We start from the raw sequence: 22,311 nt of genomic DNA on the forward strand, positions 1-22,311 counted from the left end.
ATTAGCGGGTATTGGCAACCAACAGCTCTATATTTAAGTGTCGTGCTGTATTTTTTAAGTCGCAGTGTAGAACGCCAGCTTGTTTTTTTGCTTTATGGGCTTAATTTATGAATTGGACTCTTGGGTAATATTTCAATCCAAGGTGACTTTGCTCTCAATGTGGTTTGTATGGACCTATCAGTTTCATAAGTGCATTTACTTCATCTAATTCAACTATTTTTTAATTTTCGTTCTCGAAAGAAATGAATTGATGACTAAGATCAACTTAATTGTGTTCATTTGGTGGTTTTTGCAAAACAAAAGTTGAAAGATTCAAAAATTATTGAATAATAGACTTAACTAAAATTGAAGCGCAAACTTCACTAAATTCGTACTGAAACAGGATCCATATCCAATGTCTAATTCGTTTGTTCTGGTTATTAACTCGGGTAGTTCTTCCCTTAAATTTGCTGTCATCGATTCTGTTTCTGGTGACGCAGTATTAAGTGGCTTAGGGGAGTGTTTTGGTCTTGAAGATGCTCGCATGAGCTGGAAGCATCAAGGTCAGAAAACAGAAATTGCTATTCAAGGCGAGGGTAACCACCACAAAATTGCCATTGGCAAATTGGTTGGCCTGATGGAAGACTTAGGCTTCACAGCTGATATCGTGGCGATCGGTCACCGTATCGTTCACGGCGGTGAGAAGTTCACTCAAACCGTTCGTATTACTGAAGAAGTAACGAGTGAGATTGAAAGCCTATCTGACTTAGCTCCACTTCATAACCCAGCCGGTGCTATCGGTATCCGTGCTGCAATTGAAGCTTTCCCTTCTCTACCTCAGTTCGCCGTGTTTGATACTGCTTTCCACCAAACAATGCCACAACGTGCATTTACAGGTGCAATTGCAAAAGAGCTATACACAGACTTCGGTGTTCGTCGCTACGGTTTCCACGGTACTAGCCACTACTTCGTTAGCCGTGAAGCTGCGAAAATGGTCAACAAGCCAGTAGAAGAATCGAGCTTCATCTCTGTTCACCTAGGTAACGGCGCATCTGTATGTGCTATCAAAGACGGTAACAGTGTTGATACTTCAATGGGCTTCACACCGCTTTCTGGTCTTATGATGGGCACACGTTGTGGTGACTTAGACCCAGGTATCATCGAGTACCTACTTAAGAAAGGTTGGTCACAAGAGCAAGTATTCAACTCTCTAAACAAGGAGTCTGGCTTCCTTGGCGTGTCTGGTCTTACGAGCGATGCTCGTGGCATTTTAGAAGCGATGGAAGAGGGCCATGAAGGCGCTAAGCTTGCGTTTGAGGTGTTTACTTACCGCGTATCAAAGTACATTGCTTCTTACCTAGCAACGCTAGACTCTTTAGACGGCATCATCTTCACTGGCGGCATCGGTGAGAACTCTCTACCGATTCGTCGTGAGATCCTAAGCAACCTTAAGATTCTTGGTTTTGTTGAAGATGTAGCGGGCAACGAAGCAGCTCGCTTTGGCGCTGAAGGCATCATCGCTAAATCAGAAATGCTTGATGCAGTAGCAATGGTTATTCCAACGAACGAAGAATTTGTTATTGCTCAACAGTCTGTAGAGCTTCTGTAATCGAAGCAACTGCTTAAGAAACAATTGAAAAGCGAGCCTAAGTGGCTCGCTTTTTTGTGTTTAGTAAAGATGCATTTGAACGCTTTAACAGAGGGAATAGCCCATATGGTCAAACGCTTTTAGAACAGAGTTTCAATTACAACTCACTTGGTACTCTGGAAGAGTTAAGGTTATTTAACCTCTGAGCGGTAGTTTGGATCTGTCCAGCATCGAGGTAACTCTTCACCTGACATAAACACCAGTTCGGACTTTTTAAACATCTCAGGGTCTTGCTGTTCTTCGCCAGCTTGAAACCGACCTTCGATACTGTCCTGAAATAAGTTGGTTAATTTGGTCATTTCAGTAACATCTACGAGGTCACCGCTTTTTTTCTCTTTTAGAAACATCTTATTTACCCTCAATCTAATCGATCACCCCTAATTATAATTGTTATTTTGAAAATGAGAGTCTTTTCAATTTCGCCACTCCTTGACTAAGCAGACCTCAGAGCTACGCTTATGATCATCGACAGATCAATCGATCAACAAACTCATCCTCAATAAATAAATAAATGGAGTCGCGATGTCATCTGCCCACATTGCAAACAATCTCAGTGAACTCATCGGCGATACCGATCTTGTTAGAATCAATAGTCTTTCAGAGATATCAGGTTGTGAGATTCTTATTAAGTGCGAACACCAGAACCCGGGTGGTTCGATTAAAGATAGAGCGGCACTTCAGTTGGTTATGGATGCAGTAGAAGCCGGTAAGCTTAAGCCGGGAATGACAATCGTTGAAGGTACCGCAGGAAATACGGGGATCGGCCTTGCTCTAGTCGCTAAATCCCTTGGTTACAAAATGTTGGTGGTGATGCCAAAAGGGCAGGCACAAGAGAAAGAGCGCATGATCTCGCTTTATAATGCTGAACGGTTATTGGTCGACCCTTGTCCTTTTGCAAACCCTGAACATTTTTACCACACGGCTAAGCGGATTGGTGTCGAAAATGAGAATTATTGGTGGGCAGATCAGTTTGAAAATCTCAGTAATTATCGAGCGCACTATTTAAATACTGGACCGGAAATTTGGCAGCAAACCCAAGGGAAAATTGATGCTCTAGTTTCAGTGGTGGGGACTGGAGGAACCATTGCCGGAAACTCACACTATCTATCTGAGCAGCAACCCAACCTCGAAACTTGGTTAGTTGACCCAAATGGGTCCGGCATTTATTCGTTTCTACGTAATGGACACTATCAATCAACGGGAAGTTCGTTCACGGAAGGCATAGGGATCATGCGAACGGTTGAAAATTTCAGGCAAGCAAAAATCAATCGTGCCATCACGCTGCCCGATCAGGATTTGGTGACGATATCCCGCCTTGTTGCGGAGCATGACGGTATTCTTCTAGGAAGCAGTTCGTCATTGAACGTAGCAGGTGCGCTATACGCTGCGGCTAGAATGGGGAAAGGGAAAACCATCGTTACATTTAGCTGTGACCTTGCTGAGCGCTCGTATTCGAAGCTGCACAACGAAGCGTTTCTGAAAGAAAAAGAGATACAGCTTAATAAAGAAAACCTTTCTCAACTATGGGCACGTTACCAAGCAGAAGATGGCAGCATGGTCGTCAACGTATAGTCGTTCTCAGTGAATACTAGCCAGTGGGATGCCTGCTCTTTCGTTAGCGATGGACATCCGTTAGCGCTAAACATCCGGTTATAGCCGTTATCACCAAACCCGGCACTATTGCTTGTTATTAGGGTAGTGAATCACATTATGAAATACGGCATTTCCTTCACCGATATTTTTGTAGCCATGGTTCTGGTTAGCATTAAAGCGAACGGCTTGCCCTGCTCGTAACGTATGCCACTCACCATCAAACATCACGGCCATCTCTCCTGAAATACATAAGATGTGCTCAGTGACGCCTGCGTTATGTGGGGCGGATTTATGTTGGTAATCGGGGGCTAGGGTGAGTTCGAATATTTCAAACCCTAGTGCTTCCTCAAAAGGAAACAACAAACTGACGAAAAAACCAATGTTGTATTCCTCATGCCTTAGTTCGCTTGCATCTCTGAATAAACTCGTCAGTTCACTGTTTGGGCTAGCCGCGATAAAGCTCGAAAGTGACACCTCGAACCCAGAAGCTATCTGCCAGAGCTTAGCGACTGTCGGGCTTGATTCTCCACGTTCAATTTGTCCTAACATTGCTTTACTCACGCCTGTTGCTTTCGCTGTTTTGTCTAAGCTCCAGCCTTTTTCTTGGCGAAGGCGTTTCAAGTTAACGCCGACTTTAATTTCTGTTTGCATATTTTCTCTACAAGTTTTTCAAAAATTAGTTGTGCGTTATAGCGCACGAGTGCTAAGTTCAGTCTATAGACGTTATAACGCACGAAGGAATAAATTAACATGACTAAGCTAAAATTTTCTCACGTCAGTACCGGCTTTATCGCTGTTTTCATTGGTTATGCGAGCGCCGCGGCGATCATTTTCCAAGCGGCAATGAGTGCTGGAGCAACCGAAGAACAAGTGGCGTCATGGTTTTGGGCGTTGGGAATTGGCATGGGCGTAACCACGATACTGCTCTCGTTTCACTACAAGAAGCCAGTGGTTACAGCGTGGTCGACGCCTGGAGCTGCGTTGTTAATCACGTCTCTTGAAGGGCTGACAATGAATCAGGCCGTGGCCGTGTTTTTGTTCAGTTCGATGTTGATCACGTTAGTTGGATTAGCGGGGATATTTGAGAAAGTCCTAAAACAGATTCCAACATCGATTGCCTCTGCGATGCTCGCGGGGATTCTATTGCAATTCGGCTTAGGTTTATTCACGTCGTTAATGGAAGAGGTACAAGTCGTAGCTGTCATGCTCACAGTATTTATTCTGGCGAAAGCGCGGTTAGGAAATTTACTGATCCCAAGCATTTTCATCATCGCATTGGTCATGTGTGTGGGGTTTGGCAAACTCGATGTTAGTCAGGTGACTATGGGATTAACGACCCCAGTGTTTATCACGCCCGATTTTGAGTTCTTTTCGTTGTTCAGCGTGGGAATTCCATTATTTATAGTGACGATGGCTTCACAGAACTTACCGGGATTTGCGGTTCTAAAAGCGAACGGATACCAAGTCGATTCATCGAAGATCATTACCACCACAGGGGTGACAGGTTTGATCTTCGCACCGTTTGGTGGTTTTGCGTATAACCTTGCAGCGATTACGGGCGCTATTTGCATGGGCCCGAATGCGGATAGTAATCGAAAGACACGTTATATGGCGGGGATCTGTATGGGCGGGTTTTACTTGCTAGCTGGCGTTATGGGGATGTCATTTGTGTCGCTGTTTAGCGCTGTGCCCTCCGAGATTGTCATTGCGGTTGCTGGCTTAGCGGTGATGCCGACCTTGATGAATTGCCTTGCGGTATCAATGGCAGACAGTCATTACAGAGAACCCGCACTGCTTACTTTCTTATTCACTGCTTCTGGTACTAATTTACTGGGAATCGGCAGTGCATTTTGGGGTCTGTGTATTGGGTTGTTTTGTTGCTGGTTACACAATTACAAAGCTAAGTCGGGTGGAGAAAGCAAGGCTTCGCAAACTTCGTCGTAATGAGATGATGTCCCTAGTGAACGAGGCCTTAAATTTATCAGTAGTCATCATGGTGCTTTGTACTTGGTACAAATATTCAGTTCGAACCAGCCTTAGGTTGTTGATTGAGATAGTATTTTGCTACAAAACGCGCATAATCTTGCTATACAACACTTAACGAAGAAATTACCTATGACTACCTTTCAATACTACTTCCACCAACTGCCTTGCTTCGACTGTAAAAAAACAACAGTAAGTACTGATCTTGGTTGGTTAACGCCTGCGATGAAAGAGGATGCTCTCGCTCAACTGACAGCGACTCTTGCGCAAGGTGAGATTACACCTGATCTTTCAGCAAACGTGGTCTGTACTAAAGAGGAAGCTCGTGAGTACCTATTGCTTAACTTCTTCGGTTATTCAGAAGAAGAGCTAGCAAGCGAAATTGAAGCGGATGATGAGAAAGAAGTCGCGGATGAAATCGCAGAGCTACTGGAAGAAGGCGAAGACACCATCACCTTCGAACATGAAATTGCTCTTCAGTGCTGTGCAGGTTGTGACGTTGTTGAAGACGAGTCAAACTAAACTCTTGTATTAAGGTTATTAAACCAAGTACTTGTAATAAAGTCAGTATGTTCATCATACCCATATGATGTTCAAATGATTAAAGGCGTTAGCGAATTGAAGTTCGCTAACGCCTTTTTTGTATCTCTACTTTTTATCTCTAAGCTGTATTAGATCCTATGATATTTTGCTTTCTATAATGCCTTGCTCACTAAGTTGCGAAAGGATCTCTGCGGTCTTCTCTCTGAATAAATCTCTCAGTAGACGCACAGTAGGGGTGATGGATTGACGACTTGGGCATACTAACCACAACTCTGTAGATGTTGGTTTAAATTCAGGCATGACTTTAACTACTTCGCCTGAAAGCAGATGAGGTGACATGTCTAGACAAGATTTTATTGCCACTCCTTTACCCGCGATACACCAACGTCTTACAAGGTCAGCGTCGTTCGAAGCGCGGTTCCCTTTTAGTTTCACTTTATGATCTTGAGTGCCATCGTTGAATATCCACTCGTCTTGCAATATGTCATGAAGTTGGTAGAGCAAACCATTATGTTGAGTTAAGTCACTCGGGTGTTTTGGTGTGCTCATCTCAGCCAAGTATTCAGGGGCCGCACACAATATTCTGGGTACATCGCAGATTTTAAAGCCATACATGTTGGCATCTGTCGGGGAGCCATAACGCAACGCCATATCAATAGAATCACGGTAAAAATCGATATTGCTATCGCTGATGCTAGTACGTAGTGCGGCGTTAGGGTATTCCAGTAAAAATTCATCAAGCCAAGGTGTGATTAAGTTTCGCCCTAGATCCGATGAAAGCGCAATACGGATCTCACCATCAACGATGCCCAACTCTTCTCGCATGTTGAGCTTCGCTTGTTCTAACATTTTTAAGGCTTGTTCGCATTCAGGTAAATAGCGTTCGCCTGCTGAAGAGAGCCTTAAGTGGCGAGTGGTTCTTACAAATAGTTCAGCGCCTAACGCGGCTTCAACACGTTTCACGGCAGCACTTGCGGTAGCAGTACGCATATCAAGGTTCGTCGCGGCTGCGGTAATACTGCGAAACTCCGCCACTTTTAAGATGACCTGTAAGTCTTCAAGAAGCATATTATCTACCTGTATTGAATTATGTTCTAAACATGGGGTTGGGATATTTCCCGATCACAATCTGCAAATGGATTATCTCTACTTGTCGCTTCTAAGTTAGCTTCAAACACTTTATTGTCAAAATTAATTTGATAATAATTCAAATGTGAAGCTGTTTTTCATTAGTAATTTTCTCACTATCATTTCCCCTATCGACAACGTAGCGCAGTACACACCGTATGGACGAAGCCTACGATCTAGGGGGACAAGATGACTAAGAAAATCACAATGGGTGTAACGGATTTGTCGTTCCACCGTACGACCGCTTCATTGGTTGCCAATGTATTGAAAACCATGGGTTTTGAGGTAGAGCGCATTTTCTCTCCACATCAGGAGAACTTTGAAAAGCTGAAAACAGGCCAAGTGGATATGCTTTCTTCTGCGTGGCTGCCATCAAGTCACGGCATCTACAAAGCGGGCGTTGAAGAAGTTGAGCCGCTTATCGAGCTTGGGCTTCATTATGAACCTTACGCGTTATGGGGTGTACCTGATTATGTCCCTGAAGAAGCGGTTTCTGAAGTATCTGATTTATTAAAAGCCGAAGTGATCGAGAAAATGAACTCGACCATCCAGGGTATCAACCCCGGTGCTGGTATCACACGCTTCTCTATCCAGATGATGAAAGACTATGGCCTGAGCGATGCTGGTTACCAGTTCTTGCCTGGCAGTGAAGACGATTGTTTCACTGCCTTTGAAAGTGCAGTGGCAAACAAAGAGTGGGTGGTAGTGCCACTGTGGAAACCTCAGTTTTTGCACCATCGTTACGATATTCGAGAACTTAAAGAGCCTAAAGGCTTACTCGGAATCGTTGACAGAGCGGTACTGCTTTTAAGAGATGACAAGAAGCACTTGTTTAACGAAGAGCAGATTCAGAAGTTGGATTCCCTACGCTTCTCGAATGACATTATCGCAGAGCTGGATTACAAAGTTTGCCGTGAAGGTAAACCACAAGATCAAGTCACACATGATTGGTTGATTGAGAAAGGCCTGATTTAACCTCTCAGTCTTTGGCAATGCAGTTAGATGTCTGCATTACCCAGATAGCGGTAACACCATTATCAAAAATTATTTGAGAATTATTCAAATATTAGGCGGTTTATCTAGAGTGAGAATTGACTAAGATTAACTCGTCTAATTCAAGGAGAAAGCACAATGTCAGTACCATCAAAAATGAAAGCTATCGGATTTACTCAATCACTTGCGATTACAGAGCAAGACAGTTTATTTGAGTTTGAAACGAGTCTGCCAGAACTAAAAAATAATGACTTGTTGGTAAAAGTGAGCGCGACTTCTATCAACCCTGCAGACGCAAAAATTCGTATTCGCAATGCCAAGGATAAAACACTCGAACAACCTAAAGTGCTTGGCTATGACGCAGTAGGGGAAGTGGTTGCAAAAGGCCTAGACGTTGAAGGTTTTGAGGTTGGCGACCGTGTGTACTATGCGGGTGATGTAACGCGTATGGGTGCTAACGCAGAATACCAAGCTGTGGACTACCGTATTACCGCTAAAGCGCCTAAGAGCCTTTCTGATGAAGCTGCAGCAGTTATGCCACTAGCAACACTTACGGCGTGGGAAGCTTTGTTCGATCGTCTGCGTGTTCGTCCTGAAGAGAAAAAGTCTATCCTGATCATTGGTGGAGCGGGCGGTGTAGGTTCGATCACTATTCAACTGGCTAAGCAACTCACTAACTTAAATGTTATCGCAACAGCTTCAAGACCTGAAACGGAACAGTGGGTAAGAGACATGGGGGCTGACCATGTGGTTAATCACCGTAATTTGGTTGAGTCTGTGCGAGAGCAGGGCATTCAACATGTCGACTACATCTTTAATGTTGCAGATACCAAAGGTCATTGGGATGCAATGGTAGAGCTGATTGCACCACAAGGCCTGATCAGTTCGATTGTAGAGTTCGATGGCGGGATTGACTTATCAGCGCTGCAAGGCAAATCAGCAGGCTTTATTTGGGAATTGATGTTTACACGTTCACTGTTCAACACCGACGATATCCAGAAGCAACAAGATATCTTATTCCAAGCAGCGAATCTGATTGATGCAGGCCGTATTAAATCGACGCTGACCACGACCCTAGGTGGCTTTAGTGTAGACACAATTAAAGATGCGCATCAACGTATTGAAAGCAGCGCTTCGATTGGTAAAACAGCCATTAAATATTAATAGTTAATGATTTAGATCTTTGACGGTTTGAAGTAATGATCTCTTGAACAGCAAGCCCCTTATATTACTCGCGAATCGGTAAGATATCAGGGGCTTTTGTTCGTCTGTGGTTTACTTAGAGTCTTGCTCAGGTTTTTGGGATACTTTGAATTGAATCTGGATTAGGTTTAGCTCGAAGGGCAGGGGCTGTTTGTCTGCAATCAAAAAGCCAATTTGCTTGATGTCTTGTGCCTTAAGTTCCGGGGCATCGCTCAGTAGCCGACCTCTGAACACCGCTTGAAAATCATTGAAGTGGAAGACCTTGTTTAGCTGCTCTCCCTTTATGGTATCGAAATCGTGTTTGTATTGAACTCGATTACCCTCCTTCCAAGTGGTGAACCTCAGTTGGTAGGTGCGACCATCACCAACGAATATCAGCTCTGCACTATCTATTTCATGGGCAGGTGATTCAATGGAGCGCTTTACAGAACTGAAACCACCATTGTTTTCTAACGATAGCTCGCCCCTAAATCGACTCATATTATCAACATAAATGAGCTCACCTGTTGAGATGCCGCCCATTACATCGTCGTTGGTCACTGTCCAGTTTTGATGCTCACTCGCTTGTGTAAAGTCGATCATGATTGTTCCTATTGCCTCAGCCTTAAGACCTAACGAATGTAGGCAGAGTAGAAGGAATAAAGGTGTGGTTAACCTAAGGAGTAACTGCGTTTTACAATGGGTTCCGTTCATCTTTTTCTCCACTCTTTCCCCGTAGGCTATGCGTTGTTTACTCGATAGCGATGGTTCACTTATGAAGAAGGCTCAGTTTCAAGCATAGTTAAACAACGATTGATGAAGTCTTCATAGTTCGACGCCTTGTCGTATTCGATCTTCAATGAGCCGTGGAACATCAGGGTTACCGTAACGTCTCGGTAGCTCAACCAACAGGTGTAACCATCGTAATCGTGCCACGCTACCATCTCGTCCAACTGATATTTGCTATCCAATTGCTTGCCCGAGGAGCGAATGCAGTCGAACACTCTGAGAAACTCTAAAATGGTGATTCTGTTGTCCATGTACCACTCCCGCTGCGCAGTCGATGAAAAATGCTAAGTGCTTGTATTTGAATTAACTACGGTTTGGTTCTGCATTACGATCACTGTGGGGAGTCGGTTACTCAATCACTGCAGCTGTTTTGCAAAAGGGCTACGATAAACAGAAGAAAGGCGTTAGTAGGCTTGAGTTTACTAACGCCTTTTTATTGAGTGCCTTTTATATTTAGTGTCTTTAGCTGGCTCTATGGCGTTTTGACTCAACCCGTAAGTTAGAAATCATAGAGCACTGGAGAGCTTTAGAAGTAATGAAACACCGGAGGTTCATGCATTAAAAAGTTTTGATGCGATATATTCCATGCGTAAGCGCCTGCTAGAGTGAACACCACATAGTCACCGATATCGACCTGCTCGATATGTTGATTTCGTGCCAGAACATCTTTTGGCGTACAAAGCTGTCCAACCAACGTGGCTGTGGCATGGTTTATCGGATATGAAATAGTGGTTTGCTGATTACTTTTCACGATTACAAAAGGGTGGTCATGGCTTTGCGCTGCCGGAGTACGGAAATGATGCGTGCCACCACGGGCAATCACAAAATGCTCGCCAAGATTTTGCTTAATATCCAAGACCTCCATTACGTAATAGCCACAAGGTGCAGAGATGTAGCGGCCACATTCAAAACGCAGCTTCCAATCTTGTAAATGTTCCTTGGAAATCAGGAACTCCAATTTGTCGCAAAACTCCATCCAAGGAAAATGTTGTTTAGGGTTTTGGTAATTGATCCCCATGCCACCACCGAGGTTGATGATCAACTCATCGAGTAAGAACGTTTTTTGCCACTCTTTGACCACTTGGAAATAGCGTTGCATCAAGGCGAGGTGGCGATCAACGTCGAGTTGATGTGACATCAAATGGAAGTGAAAGCCTTTCAACTTTATTAAGGGGAAATCGCGTAGGTACATCAAGGCATTACTTAACTCACTCTCATCTAGGCCAAACGGGGTTGGCTTTCCTCCCATGGCTAATTTGCTAAGTGTGATGTCACCAATGTCTATGTTCATACGCAGGAAGATCGAAGCAGGTCGATTCAACTTTTGTGTTAAAGAACCAATGCGTTGTAATTCGGTGAGGCTCTCTACATGAATCGCATCAACATCGAGTTCAATTGCTTGCTCTAGCTCACTGGGCATTTTCCCCGGGCCACCAAAGATCAGTGGTTTGTCGAGTTGTTGTTGGTGGAGGTGTGTAAGCTCACCGCCTGATGCCGCTTCAAAACCATCAACATAAGGGGCTAAAGTGCGCAGTATTGGCGCAGAAGGATTTGCTTTCGCGGCATAAAATAGTTCGACGTTTTTCGGCAATACATGGCGCATCTGCTTAATGTGCTGCTCCAACGCGTGGAGATCATAAAGATAAGCACATAATGGTTGCGTTTGTTGCTTGGCCAATTGCTGTATTTCTTGGTGGATGCTCGCAGGAAGTTGAGGTGAATTAAGCATGGTGAGGTCCTTTCGAATAAGTTGGCCACGGTGCTGCAACTTGGGTGTACCCTGACTCTTTATCGGCATTTTGCATCAAACGTGTTGTGAAGTTATTTTTGCTTGGGAAATGACCATCGTTGAGCAATGCCATTAGCTCAGGTTGCTGACCATTGATCGACTGCCAGCGGACGATAGCGTCTTTTAAAGTTCCCCATAACGAGCTCTCAAGTGCCGAATTACCCTCAGCGATAAAGAAAATGGCCTCACTGATATTGTTTATGAAGGTGCAATAGCCAATACGGTTCCAACCTTGCTCACGACTGTAGTACACCGATTGACGAGCACGTTCTGAAAGTTGCTGAAGTGTTTCTGATGGCCAAAACTCTTGTAGTAGCTTGGTACCTTCTAAGTCTCGAATCCATACACAGCAAGGCATGCCTTTTTCAAATCCAATCAATGTATTTTGTAAGTGCGGTTCAAACGCAACCCCATGTTTGAAGTAGTAGTTAAAGACGCCCGGAATCAAACAATGCAGATAACGCTCAAACCACAGTGTGGCGACATTTTCATATTGGCTTTGGGTTGTTTGCGCTTTTTGTTTGAGCTGAGTGGCGATGCAACTGTTCCCGTCTGTATCGTAAGCAAAGAGGGCTCCCGCTAACGTTGGTTGCAAAATATCGGTTTCGCTTAAGGTGAAATTCTCTCGATACAAAATACCAAACGACTCGCGAGCTTTAATAACCTCAGTTTGTTCCTGCTCGGCAACCGACTCTAGATCCAATGTGGTCGCGTAAGGTTCAGTCATTACCTTGAATACTGGATTACGTAACTGTTCGCTTTCTTTGATTGGATGCAGAATCGAGGTTAATTGAACGGCACTATCGAGCTCATACCATGCGTTTTTACGTACGCAGTTGGTTAAACGTACATTGATAGAGAACTTAGCAAACCAATCCATATCTGGGTGGTACAGAGTGCGCACGGATGAAGTGGGTAAGAGTTTTTCACCACCTAATCCAAGCGGGATGATTCTGCCTTGTTCAATGGCCGTTTTGACCACTGGGTTTTGCAAAAGTGTGTAACTTTCCCAAGGGTGGCAAGGGTAAAGCATGGTACCTGCTGAATTGTTTTCATCAGGTGCAAGTTGTTCAAGCATGGTCGTTGGTGAGGTACGGTCATCTGAACTCAAGACATCGAGCAACGTGGTGTCGACCTTAAACCAATAGAGAGGAACTTTAGCGCCAACCTCAGGGGAACACGCGAGCAGATCATCGATACTGACACCTGATCGACTCTTTGGCGTTGGATGAAAAGTATGTCCCCAAAGTAACGATTGCTCTGATGCGATAAACGCATTGTGATGCTGAGGTGAGTTGTCTGAGTTTAGGAACTGCTCGGTAATCAACAAACTGTTTTCCATTTGCTCGACCAACTCGTGATTGAATGGAATCGTCATCATTTCTTTTAGGTAACTGAGTAGAAGCGTCAGGGTTTGAGTTGCGTCCAATTTGCACCAAGTTGCACCAGGCATTTTGGCCCAAGGTGTATCACTGAGCTTCACTTTCCCCAGTTTACTGGTGTACTCAACGGGCAAAACCATCAGACCATATTTCTGAGGTTGATCTTGGTGAGGTAGGTGAATGGCCACGCGTTGGTGAGCGTTGTAGTTTCTTTTCAAAGTTTGAGGAAGAGAGGCCGAACTGTAGCACCAATTAACCTGTTTCTTTGGTATCGCGTATTCACGTAAGTAACAGTTCACCACGCCCATGATGGTATTGAGTTGGGCTTTTTCTCGGTTTAGCAGTACTTTTTTACGATTTTGAAGAACTTGGTCTTCATCGGAATATTCACTTGGAGATAATTGAGTCTGTAACATGTTGATGTCCAAATTTTGAATGGATGATCAGCGCGATCGCCGCAATGCCACTGACCAACATAGAAAGTATGAAAGGAACCTCAAGCCAGCCCAGGCTTGATATAAAAGAAGCGCTCAATCCAGCCGCAACGCCACCCCATTTAGACATGGCATCAAAGCGCGAAAATACTTTGCCGCTTTGTCGTCGATCAATTTGGTTTGCTAACGCTTGATGCAAGCCGTGATAACAGCAAACCATGCCAAGTCCGAAAACAATACGAGCAATAATCAACACTTCTTGATAAGGAGTGAGATGCATTGCTGCACTGAGTGAAAGCAAACCAAAGCCTAGCCATAAAGTACGCTGCGCTTGATTGCGTTCAAGCTGGTGGCGATCAACCCATTCTGAGAACAGATGAACTTTTCCTGCAAAGATCAGATAAATACCATGTGGGAGGGCATATAAAAACCCAATCCACGCTTGGCTTGTCACGCCATATTGCTGCACATAAGGCGAGAAATAGGGGAACGTGACGACCATGGCGAAAGCAAAGCTGAACTGCGCGCCAAACACCCAATAAAGCGTATTTAACGAATTAGTTTGGCTGCTTTGAGCTTTATTCGACGCCTGATCTTTTACAATCCCCTTAGATTTCGCTAAGTCATCGATGGGTAATGTTAAGGTGATCAATAGCGCGAATAGCGGTAAAGCGGACAGCCACAGATACGCGTTCAGCGGGTTTGTTTCTGATAAGCTCCAGCCAAGCCCTATCGGAGCAATAATTAGCGCCAGACGAGCAGAAAGCTGAGTTTTATTGAGTGACTTACCGAGTGATTTTGCATCCTTGATTTGGCTGGATAAGTAGCTGTTTGAGGCGGCCATGGTGCCACCAAAGGTTCCTTGAACGATAAGACCAAACACAAACATTGAGAGATTATCGGCTAAGCCACACAGCGCGAAGCCTGCTGCAAGCCCGAGTTGAGCACGTAATAGAGAGCGACGTCTGCCATATTTATCAGCAAACTGCCCCCAAAATCGCGCCGCAACGGCAGTGCAAAAGGTCGGCAAAATGAACAGTACCCCCGCCCAATCCGAAGTAATGTTTGCATCCAGTGTTGGCAATACCATTGGTAAAAACAGCGGCATGCCTAAGGCTGCAAACGCGGCGATAAAGTGGCTTAAAAGCACGCAATAGATGAGTTTGGTCATGATGGGTTAACTCACGCTCTGCTTGATGTCTTCAAGGTAAGCGTGTTGTGCTTCTTCGCTGGTTAGCAATAAAAAGTTCGGTGCCGACAAGCCATAGAACTTATTGATATCGCTTGCGCCAGACGCCTCTTTAGACAATAAGCTACCCGAGCTCAATAGATACTTAGCGTATAGGTTAGGTGATTCAAACAACATCTCGTTTGCGAGCTTGGTGTTGTGTCCTTGTTCATCCAACTGGTTAAGTTGTTGGGAGAGGCTATTGGCGACCATTTCATACAGATAAGCTGAAGTGGCGATTCCTTTCGTCGCCATTGCTTCGACAATCGCGGCAATGTCTAACTGCAAAGTAATCGTGGTAAACATCTGACCAAGAGCAAGCTCGTTATCTACAGTGATACGTTGATCTAAAAGCTGCGCACATTTTACAGGCGATTGTTGTTCAAAGGTTTGGAAACGTTCTGGCCAAATACGCGCTGCATCGTTGTCTTTCATGGCTAAGGTCATCTTACCTTGCTCATCGAATGCAATGATGGCGTTTTGTTGGTTGGACTCCAAAGCGATACCGTAACGAATCCACAATGTAAGGTGCACTTTGCAAAGTAGATCAACGTAATCTTTAAACCAAGTCAGCGTATCTTGCTGATAATACTGCTCGGCGAGGTGTTCCAAGAACAAACGTTCATCAGGCATTGGACTGGCAAGCGCAGCCACAGGCACCAGTGCTTTGTCTTGGAAGTAATTCGGCGGGTATTCACGCACAATGTAAGCAAAGGTTTTATCGTCTCCAACATGGCCGCCATGTTTCTCATTACAATGGAAAAGCGTGCCATGTAAGTCTTGATCTGTTTGCTCTAAGTGCGTCAACAAACGTTCAAACCAATGCCCATCATAGAGCGTAGATGGTTTGATTAGGCGAATGTTTTTAGTACCCAAAGATCGCATGATCAGCGGCACCTTGATATGGACCTGTGGTGCTGTGTTCACGACCACAGTGCGCACTGACAGGGTTGGAGTTACCTCAAGATACGCAACCGGTGCTTCAATGACACCGTCAGGAATGCCATCAAGACTTCTTAGTGTTAATGGGTGTGCGGGGAATAGCTCATGGCTAAGAGCAAAATCGGCGGGCAGACCTACTTGCTCCATCGTTGGCCAACATTCTGGTTGTGGACTGGTCAATGTAACGAGTGACTTCTCGATTGCGAGCCAACGAAGTTCAAAGTTTTGTGCAAATTCTGGCGCGAATTGCTCTAGGTCGTGATCGCTTAAACCGAACTTAGCACGTGCTGTCGGGTAGTAAGGGTGGTCAAGATAGGATGCGATTTGATCGGCACGTAATAACTTTTTCTCCCAACGTTCTAGTTGAGAAATCGGCTGCATGAGTGATTCGGATTGCTGACTGAAGGCGCTATCACACAATCCTTTGTGTTTTTCTGCGCATTCGAGTTCTTGCAAATAACCATCTAATAACGAATGCGAGCTTTCGTGAGCACTTGCTTTCAATAATTCGATCCAATCTTGATAGTGCTGCTGGGTTTCAACGACACCATTTCTCTCGATGAACCAACCATCACCTTTCGAGCCATCTGGTTGGCCGTATACCCAACGCTGCATGTAATAGCTGGGAGTAACGGGCAAGTAGAGTGTAAAGTCTGAACCCGCAAAAATAGCCCAAATTTGATTACGAGGATAAGAAGATAGTTTGAGTGTATTTGGTAGCTGAGATTTAAATTGGCTTTGGGAAACTAATCCAAACAAATCTTCACGCAAGCAAGTATCGATTAGTCGCTGAGTGAGGTATAACGCGTTTTCATTCATGCTGTTACCTCGCTTGTTGCTGTTAGATTGAAGCGAGAGATTGCCTGTTGTAGCGCGGGTTCTAGTGTTCGACCAGAAGGAGAAACGACCGAAATTCTCGCTAAGTAATCCTTGTTGGAATAGCTTTGTTGGAACGTATCACCAACTTTTTTAAGCACTTGCTGCTGAATGACAATATCGCCCTCTTGGTGAATGAAAGAGGTTGATGACCCTTCAATTAAACCGCTTTGTTTGGCCACTACATAGTGCACAAGGGCACTGCCATCAATACGAAATGTAGGATCAAGCTTGTGACCCAAGTGAAGGCTTAAGATGGTATTGAACCAATTCCCACCACTAAGGTTATCAAGTAAAAACTCTCGTCCATCACCAATACTTCGATAGTTGATTTCGACCAGTACAGGCCCCGAATCTGTGATGATGAATTCGCTATGACAGACACCAAACCCCACCCCGAATTCTTGAAGCTGACGTATACATTCATCACGGTAGTGAACGCTGTTAACACCATTCCAACTCGCCGCTGTTTCGATGAAGTAGGGTGGTGCTGAGAGCTCTACATCAAACCCACCAAGCGCGACCAAATGATCCCCGTCGCCAATGGTTTCGACAGTAATCAATGGGCCTTGCAAAAACGCCTCAACCAAGATGGGAGTAGTAGGGTGCCTTTGCCAAAACGTATCGCAATAGTTATCCAGCTCAGCCGCAGAATCGCAGCGCTGCACGTCTAAACTAGCCACGCCTTCCTTGGGCTTCGCAACGACAGGAAAATCGAAATCGAATACAGGAGCGCTCTCTCGACTTAACAAAACACTTCGAGTATTAGGTAACGATTTTTCGTTGAGAACCTGACGAGTTAAGTATTTGTTTTTCGCCTTAATCGTCACGTTCCAATCTTTAGCGGGTAAACCAAAGAATTGTGCACAGATTGCAGTGGAAGTTTGTAGGTGGTCGCTATTACTGAAAACAGCATGAGGTGCTAGATTTTTCTCGGTGATGATTTCGATGAGTTCAAGAGGGTTGAAGACATCGCATTCTAAAATTTCATCGGGATTAAAGCGTTCATCATCACTGCTCAATTTCAGGTGGTTGAGCTTGTGATCTGTGATCAAAACGACGTGAAGACCCATCGCCTTTGCGGTAGGTACGAAGCCGTGAGTGACTGCATCATTCACGACGTGACTTACGATAATAATCGTAGATTTCATGGGGCTTTCCTAATTTTAAAACGTTGTTGTCGCCTGCTCACAACTCGCTTTCAAGTGCTCTCTTTCGGGGTTAAAAGAAAGAGAATTTTTCTATCTTATTGTTTTTATTGATTCTTATGTCATTAGTAGTGTTGCATATTGCAAAGCAAATATAGATCAAAAAATATATATTGCAAATATAAATGATATTTGTTCTTATTCGCAATATTGTTATTTTATAAACTAAAACGGAATTAGAAAATGAACATGAGATTGACCTTGTCCCCTCTTGCTTTGGCAATTGGCGGAGCCTTGGCGGCGGTGGCTGGTGTGTCAACTGCAGTGGCGGAAGAACAAGCCACTGTAGATGAAACAGTGCAAATTATTGGCCATCAATACGAAGGTTATGCAGAGCATATGCCTCAGTCAGGAACCAAAACGGATGTCGAGTGGTTAGATGTGCCACAAGCGGTATCGGTTGTTACAAAGACAGAAATGGAAGACCGTGGCGCGGTACGTTTAGTGGATGCACTTGATGGTGTCGCAGGGGTTAACAATACCCTGGGTGAGGGAAGTCGAGACCAATTTGTGATTCGTGGTTTTGATGCACTCAACGATATCTACCGTGATGGTATGCGTGATGACGGGACTATGCAATCGTACCGAAGCCTAGCGAATGTCGAACGTGTCGAAGTGGTAAAAGGCCCTGCGGGCGCACTTTATGGCCGAGGCTCCGCGGGCGGTATCATTAACTTGGTCACCAAGCGAGCTAACGGTGATAACTTCACCAACGTAAATGGCAGTGTTGGCAGCAACAATTTGTTTGTTGGTCAAGTTGATAGTTCGATGGCGTTTACTGACAAGGTCAGTGGTCGTATCAACGTGGAAAGTCGACAGTCTGATTCCTATGTAGACCATGTCGACTCTAATGATTTCTTTATTGCGCCAACAATTCGAGTGATGCCTTCTGATGGACACATTATTGATCTCGATGTCGAATATGCTCACCAAGAGTTGGTGCCATATCGTGGTGTTCCATCAAAGAATGGTAAGCCTGTCGACGTCTCTGAAAGCACGTTTTACGGTGGCACGAACGATTATCAAGAGTCGGACAGCATTCGTGTTGGCGTTAATTATGAATGGCTTTTGAATAGCGAATGGGCATGGACAAACCGCGCAGCATACAACCATATCGAACTTGAGCAAAAGGGTACACGCCAAGGGACGGTAACTGGGAATGGAGTATCTCAGAGTGTAAATAACCTCGGTTACGACCCTCGTACCACGACGACTCTTCAATCTGAGCTAGTTTGGGAAACGGATTCGAACCAAATGATGATCGGTGCGGATTATAATCAGATCAATATCGACCTAATGCTCGCAAGAGATGAAACCTTACCTCCGAAAGATATCTATAACCCTGTAGCAGGCCCAACGCCTGATCCGGGGTTTAAACCTTCCCGCGACAACACCACAACGACCACTGGCGTTTACATTCAAGATGTTTATACCTTTGGTGATCTTTCAGTGATCGGCAATGTGCGTTACGACTCGATGGAGCTTGAACAGCAAAAAGCGGGCTCAGCAAAAGAGAATCTAGACGATGACAAAGTGAGCTACCGTGGTGGTTTGGTCTACCGTCTCAACAATGATATGTCAGTGTACGCAAGCTTAGCTCGCTCATGGCAATTGCCTTACTCGGGTATTTATATCAATCCTAAATTGGCTGAATTCTTCCATACGGATCTAAAAGAAGTGGGTGCAAAAGCTTACTTACTAGATAACGCCTTGATGCTTAATGCCGCGGTCTTCCAAATTGATCAAGAGCAACCAGAAACGAATATAGACGGAGACGTTGTTAACAAGATCGAAGCTCGCCACCAAGGTATTGAGCTAGAAGCTCGCGGTCAATTTACTGAGCAGTGGGATATTTCGGTGGGTTATAGCTACCTCGATGCAGAAAAAAAAGAGACAGGCAAAAAGCCGAATGATGTGTCTGATCACCTGTTTTCGCTTTGGAGCACTTATCAGCTAGACGATAACTGGCGTTTAGGTGGTGGCGTGAAATACGTAGGTGACCGTTACGCGGGTAATGATGAAGCGGTAGCTCTGGGTGACTACACCACGGTTGACTTGATGGCAGCGTACACCACGGGTCGTCACAAAGTTCAAGCGAACGCTTACAACGTGCTTAATGAGAAATACATTCTGGGTGCAACCAACGGCACGTCTGGTACTAATCAGATTGGTTACGGAGCACCAGCCGAATTTATGCTCAGCTATGGCTATCAGTTTTAAAAGTTAATTCAGTTCTAAGAGCGAATTCAGCTCTAGGAGTTAGTTCATTTCAAAGAGCTATTTCAACTCTAAAAACGATTGTTTTGTTCACTACGAATTAGTGAAAAGTTGGCCTTATTTTGAGGCCGTTTAGCCCATAGGATCAAAGCGCCGATATAACCGCAAACACGGCCTTTGATCCTAACCTGCCTACTTAGGAGATTTTCATGCCTTACCAGAATTTGGATGGTAAACCCTGTACTCAATCACATCAAACGTTGCGTCTAAGTACCCTTGCAATGGCCATCGCTTCAGTGACTTCCATTAGCGCATTTGCCGCGTCAGATCCACAAACGACGACCATGGAAACGGTTGTCGTGACAGGTAGCTTGATCGGTAATTCAGAGCTTGAGGATGTGAAAGAGTATCCGGGAGCGCGTACCGTTCTAACTAAAGAACAAATTAAAAAGACTGGCGCACTTTCGATTGATTCGGCCTTCCAAAGTGTACCGGGCATTAAGGTTCAAGACGAAACGGGTACGGGTGTATTGCCTAACATCTCGGTGCGTGGCTTGAAAGCCAGCCGCAGTGGTCATGCTCAATTTCTAATGGACGGTGTGCCACTGACTCTTGCGCCTTATGGTCATACCGGACAATCTATTTTCCCTGCGACTCTGTCGATGCTTGACCGAATTGATATTGTGCGAGGCGGTGCAGCGGTTCAGTACGGACCAAACAACGTCGGTGGTGTGATCAACTTGGTGACCAAGCCGATCCCACATAAGTGGCAAACGGAAATCAGTAATCGCTTTACTGTATTCGAGGGTGGCGATACGCCACTTAATGATTTTTACCTGCGCACGGGTGGCTGGTTAACCGATACGCTTGCGCTTCAAGTCGAAGGTAATTTTCTAAAAGGTGAAAGCTTCCGTGAACATTCAGACACCGATGTCAAAAACTTCCAAGCTAAGTTGCAGTGGTTACTGAGTGATACTCAAGAACTACAAGCTTTCGTGCAGCGTTATGATGCCGACACGCAAATGCCGGGCGCTTTATCGCCAGAAGATTACGAGAATGACCGTACCCAATCTAAGCGCCCTTATGATGAGTACCAAGGTAAATCGACACGTTGGAGCTTAAAGTACTTACATGATTTGAATATTGCTGATAGTGCAGAGCTAGAAGTACTGACCTTTGGCCATCGTTCTGAGCGTTTCTTCCAGTGGGGTTACAACAGTACTAAAGGTGTGGAGTGGTCTGATCCGTCGCAGCCATCTACTGATATTCGTACGTCACCACGTGAATTTAAGGTGTATGGGGTAGAGCCGAAACTCGCGATGTATTTTGACGGTAATACCGTGACGCAAAATGTGATTGTGGGTGCGCGCTATGTTAACGAAGACATTGATTACAAGCTCACTCAAACATCAATTTCTAGTGGAGTAACCACAACGCCACGCGATTGGCATTTAGATACTGACGCTTTCGCAGGCTATATCAGCAATGAAATTGGCTTGTTTAATGATGTATTAAAGGTAACACCTGGTATTCGCTATGAATCAATAGATATGGCATTTTACGATCTAGGTAAGGCAGAAAAGACAAATAACAAAGTGACAGAATGGTTGCCTGGTTTAACGGTGGCGTACCATCTAACTGAACAATGGGTAGGTTATACCAATGCTCAGAAATCTTTGCGAGCACCACAAATTGCTTATATCCGTGGTAAAGGTGAAGAGGGCAGTGAACTGGCATGGAGTTATGAGTTGGGTGCTCGCTACAACCAAGATTCAACCAGTTTCAATGTAGCGCTTTACCGAATCGATTTTGAAGATCAGCTTCAATGGCAAAAAGCGACTGAAACTTTCGACAATATTGGTAAAACCCTCCATCAAGGTGTTGAACTCTCTGGTCGTTATATTCCTCAAGCGATGCAAGCTCTGAGTTTAGGCGCTGGCTATAACTACTTAGATGCAACGATCGAGGAAGAGGGCGTAAACAAAGGTAATCAACTTCCTTATACGTCTAAACATCAATTTAGTTGGGATGCGACTTACGCCTTTAGCAAGGTAGATACGACTTTATCTGGTTACTACTTTAGCGAATCTTATTCTGACAATGCGAATACAAGTGCCGAAGATGCAACGGGCGCGACAGGTAAAGTGCCTGCCTACATGGTCTGGAACTTCAACCTAGGTTCGGATTTGTACAAGGATGAAAACAGTAAGCTGCGCATGAACTTTGCGGTGAACAACTTGTTTGATGAGGACTATTACTTCCGTGGTATTGATACCAGCCCAGTTGGTCGTTATCCAGCACCAGGACGTTCTTACACTTTGGATCTGAATTATCAGTTCTAATACGTAATTTATTGAAAGTAATAACGAATAAAAGTCGCCAATACTCTTGGCGGCT

The 22,311-nt window shown here is 44.7% G+C and carries 18 protein-coding genes; 8 read left to right on the forward strand and 10 right to left on the reverse strand.

What is annotated here, in order from left to right:
- Window positions 1-394 precede the first annotated feature (394 nt).
- Complete coding sequence (locus tag AC3CIA_RS21095) at window positions 395-1,588, forward strand: acetate/propionate family kinase (RefSeq protein WP_171315941.1); 1,194 nt, start codon at window positions 395-397, stop codon at window positions 1,586-1,588.
- Window positions 1,589-1,758: 170 nt separating this feature from the next.
- Here the strand turns inward: AC3CIA_RS21095 and AC3CIA_RS21100 are convergent, their stop codons facing one another.
- Entirely contained in the window at window positions 1,759-1,974 is a 216-nt protein-coding gene (locus AC3CIA_RS21100) for a hypothetical protein (RefSeq protein ID WP_004731730.1), read from the reverse strand.
- A 175-nt stretch (window positions 1,975-2,149) separates the two neighbouring features.
- Between AC3CIA_RS21100 and AC3CIA_RS21105 the strand changes: the two genes are divergently transcribed.
- Window positions 2,150-3,199: a cysteine synthase A gene (locus AC3CIA_RS21105; protein WP_171308380.1), complete on the forward strand. Its 1,050-nt coding sequence runs from the start codon at window positions 2,150-2,152 to the stop codon at window positions 3,197-3,199.
- A gap of 105 nt (window positions 3,200-3,304) precedes the next feature.
- Here the strand turns inward: AC3CIA_RS21105 and AC3CIA_RS21110 are convergent, their stop codons facing one another.
- Complete coding sequence (locus tag AC3CIA_RS21110; RefSeq protein ID WP_171308381.1) at window positions 3,305-3,871, reverse strand: helix-turn-helix domain-containing protein; 567 nt, start codon at window positions 3,869-3,871, stop codon at window positions 3,305-3,307.
- A gap of 99 nt (window positions 3,872-3,970) precedes the next feature.
- Between AC3CIA_RS21110 and AC3CIA_RS21115 the strand changes: the two genes are divergently transcribed.
- Together AC3CIA_RS21115 and AC3CIA_RS21120 are read left to right on the forward strand one after the other, a co-directional pair.
- Window positions 3,971-5,164 (forward strand): benzoate/H(+) symporter BenE family transporter, encoded by a 1,194-nt coding sequence (locus tag AC3CIA_RS21115; protein WP_171308382.1) that lies wholly within the window; start codon window positions 3,971-3,973, stop codon window positions 5,162-5,164.
- Between the two features lie 171 nt (window positions 5,165-5,335).
- A complete protein-coding gene (locus AC3CIA_RS21120; protein ID WP_054545708.1) occupies window positions 5,336-5,725 on the forward strand; it encodes a hypothetical protein in 390 nt (129 codons plus the stop codon).
- A gap of 156 nt (window positions 5,726-5,881) precedes the next feature.
- Here the strand turns inward: AC3CIA_RS21120 and AC3CIA_RS21125 are convergent, their stop codons facing one another.
- Complete coding sequence (locus tag AC3CIA_RS21125; protein ID WP_488518990.1) at window positions 5,882-6,814, reverse strand: LysR family transcriptional regulator; 933 nt, start codon at window positions 6,812-6,814, stop codon at window positions 5,882-5,884.
- A gap of 267 nt (window positions 6,815-7,081) precedes the next feature.
- On the opposite strand from AC3CIA_RS21125, the gene AC3CIA_RS21130 reads away from it, so the two are divergent.
- Together AC3CIA_RS21130 and AC3CIA_RS21135 are read left to right on the forward strand one after the other, a co-directional pair.
- Complete coding sequence (locus AC3CIA_RS21130; RefSeq protein WP_237290150.1) at window positions 7,082-7,849, forward strand: glycine betaine ABC transporter substrate-binding protein; 768 nt, start codon at window positions 7,082-7,084, stop codon at window positions 7,847-7,849.
- A 156-nt stretch (window positions 7,850-8,005) separates the two neighbouring features.
- Entirely contained in the window at window positions 8,006-9,031 is a 1,026-nt protein-coding gene (locus AC3CIA_RS21135) for a zinc-binding alcohol dehydrogenase family protein (RefSeq protein WP_237288722.1), read from the forward strand.
- A gap of 111 nt (window positions 9,032-9,142) precedes the next feature.
- On the opposite strand, the gene AC3CIA_RS21140 is transcribed toward AC3CIA_RS21135, so the two are convergent.
- From AC3CIA_RS21140 to AC3CIA_RS21170, 7 genes are all read right to left on the reverse strand, one after another.
- Window positions 9,143-9,775 carry a CIA30 family protein gene (locus AC3CIA_RS21140; protein ID WP_237288723.1) on the reverse strand — a complete coding sequence of 211 codons (633 nt, stop codon included), beginning with the start codon at window positions 9,773-9,775 and terminating at the stop codon, window positions 9,143-9,145.
- A gap of 47 nt (window positions 9,776-9,822) precedes the next feature.
- Complete coding sequence (locus tag AC3CIA_RS21145) at window positions 9,823-10,089, reverse strand: DUF3081 domain-containing protein (RefSeq protein ID WP_171308387.1); 267 nt, start codon at window positions 10,087-10,089, stop codon at window positions 9,823-9,825.
- Between the two features lie 275 nt (window positions 10,090-10,364).
- On the reverse strand, window positions 10,365-11,567 hold the full coding sequence (locus tag AC3CIA_RS21150; RefSeq protein ID WP_237288724.1) for a type III PLP-dependent enzyme: 1,203 nt from the start codon (window positions 11,565-11,567) through the stop codon (window positions 10,365-10,367).
- Window positions 11,560-13,425, reverse strand: coding sequence for an IucA/IucC family protein (locus tag AC3CIA_RS21155; RefSeq protein ID WP_237288725.1), 1,866 nt, complete (start codon window positions 13,423-13,425; stop codon window positions 11,560-11,562). The genes AC3CIA_RS21150 and AC3CIA_RS21155 overlap by 8 nt, the downstream gene beginning before the upstream one ends.
- Entirely contained in the window at window positions 13,397-14,614 is a 1,218-nt protein-coding gene (locus tag AC3CIA_RS21160; RefSeq protein ID WP_237288726.1) for an MFS transporter, read from the reverse strand. Before AC3CIA_RS21160 ends, AC3CIA_RS21155 begins: the two co-directional genes overlap by 29 nt.
- A 6-nt stretch (window positions 14,615-14,620) precedes the next feature.
- The gene (locus AC3CIA_RS21165) at window positions 14,621-16,432 is read right to left on the reverse strand and encodes an IucA/IucC family protein (RefSeq protein ID WP_237288727.1); all 1,812 of its coding nucleotides are present in this window, start codon (window positions 16,430-16,432) and stop codon (window positions 14,621-14,623) included.
- Window positions 16,429-17,640 (reverse strand): ATP-grasp domain-containing protein, encoded by a 1,212-nt coding sequence (locus tag AC3CIA_RS21170; RefSeq protein ID WP_065207057.1) that lies wholly within the window; start codon window positions 17,638-17,640, stop codon window positions 16,429-16,431. Before AC3CIA_RS21170 ends, AC3CIA_RS21165 begins: the two co-directional genes overlap by 4 nt.
- Window positions 17,641-17,880: 240 nt before the next feature.
- Here AC3CIA_RS21170 and AC3CIA_RS21175 point away from each other — a divergent pair, with 240 nt between their 5' ends.
- Together AC3CIA_RS21175 and AC3CIA_RS21180 are read left to right on the forward strand one after the other, a co-directional pair.
- On the forward strand, window positions 17,881-19,917 hold the full coding sequence (locus AC3CIA_RS21175) for a TonB-dependent receptor (RefSeq protein ID WP_488518991.1): 2,037 nt from the start codon (window positions 17,881-17,883) through the stop codon (window positions 19,915-19,917).
- Window positions 19,918-20,123: 206 nt separating this feature from the next.
- Complete coding sequence (locus AC3CIA_RS21180; RefSeq protein WP_488518992.1) at window positions 20,124-22,256, forward strand: TonB-dependent receptor family protein; 2,133 nt, start codon at window positions 20,124-20,126, stop codon at window positions 22,254-22,256.
- Window positions 22,257-22,311 lie beyond the last annotated feature (55 nt).

It is taken from the genome of Vibrio sp. QJM3NY_27 (genome assembly GCF_057785955.1).

Bases quoted from the DNA above. Each gene is read 5' to 3' on its own strand.
- AC3CIA_RS21130 (WP_237290150.1), top strand. From the start codon at position 7,082: ATGGGTGTAACGGATTTGTCGTTCCACCGTACGACCGCTTCATTGGTT.
- AC3CIA_RS21165 (WP_237288727.1), bottom strand. From the start codon at position 16,432: ATGAATGAAAACGCGTTATACCTCACTCAGCGACTAATCGATACTTGC.
- AC3CIA_RS21145 (WP_171308387.1), bottom strand. From the start codon at position 10,089: ATGGACAACAGAATCACCATTTTAGAGTTTCTCAGAGTGTTCGACTGC.
- AC3CIA_RS21110 (WP_171308381.1), bottom strand. From the start codon at position 3,871: ATGCAAACAGAAATTAAAGTCGGCGTTAACTTGAAACGCCTTCGCCAA.
- AC3CIA_RS21180 (WP_488518992.1), top strand. From the start codon at position 20,124: ATGCCTTACCAGAATTTGGATGGTAAACCCTGTACTCAATCACATCAA.
- AC3CIA_RS21105 (WP_171308380.1), top strand. From the start codon at position 2,150: ATGTCATCTGCCCACATTGCAAACAATCTCAGTGAACTCATCGGCGAT.
- AC3CIA_RS21160 (WP_237288726.1), bottom strand. From the start codon at position 14,614: ATGACCAAACTCATCTATTGCGTGCTTTTAAGCCACTTTATCGCCGCG.
- AC3CIA_RS21125 (WP_488518990.1), bottom strand. From the start codon at position 6,814: ATGCTTCTTGAAGACTTACAGGTCATCTTAAAAGTGGCGGAGTTTCGC.
- AC3CIA_RS21100 (WP_004731730.1), bottom strand. From the start codon at position 1,974: ATGTTTCTAAAAGAGAAAAAAAGCGGTGACCTCGTAGATGTTACTGAA.
- AC3CIA_RS21095 (WP_171315941.1), top strand. From the start codon at position 395: ATGTCTAATTCGTTTGTTCTGGTTATTAACTCGGGTAGTTCTTCCCTT.
- AC3CIA_RS21155 (WP_237288725.1), bottom strand. From the start codon at position 13,425: ATGTTACAGACTCAATTATCTCCAAGTGAATATTCCGATGAAGACCAA.
- AC3CIA_RS21150 (WP_237288724.1), bottom strand. From the start codon at position 11,567: ATGCTTAATTCACCTCAACTTCCTGCGAGCATCCACCAAGAAATACAG.
- AC3CIA_RS21120 (WP_054545708.1), top strand. From the start codon at position 5,336: ATGACTACCTTTCAATACTACTTCCACCAACTGCCTTGCTTCGACTGT.
- AC3CIA_RS21115 (WP_171308382.1), top strand. From the start codon at position 3,971: ATGACTAAGCTAAAATTTTCTCACGTCAGTACCGGCTTTATCGCTGTT.
- AC3CIA_RS21170 (WP_065207057.1), bottom strand. From the start codon at position 17,640: ATGAAATCTACGATTATTATCGTAAGTCACGTCGTGAATGATGCAGTC.
- AC3CIA_RS21175 (WP_488518991.1), top strand. From the start codon at position 17,881: ATGAACATGAGATTGACCTTGTCCCCTCTTGCTTTGGCAATTGGCGGA.
- AC3CIA_RS21135 (WP_237288722.1), top strand. From the start codon at position 8,006: ATGTCAGTACCATCAAAAATGAAAGCTATCGGATTTACTCAATCACTT.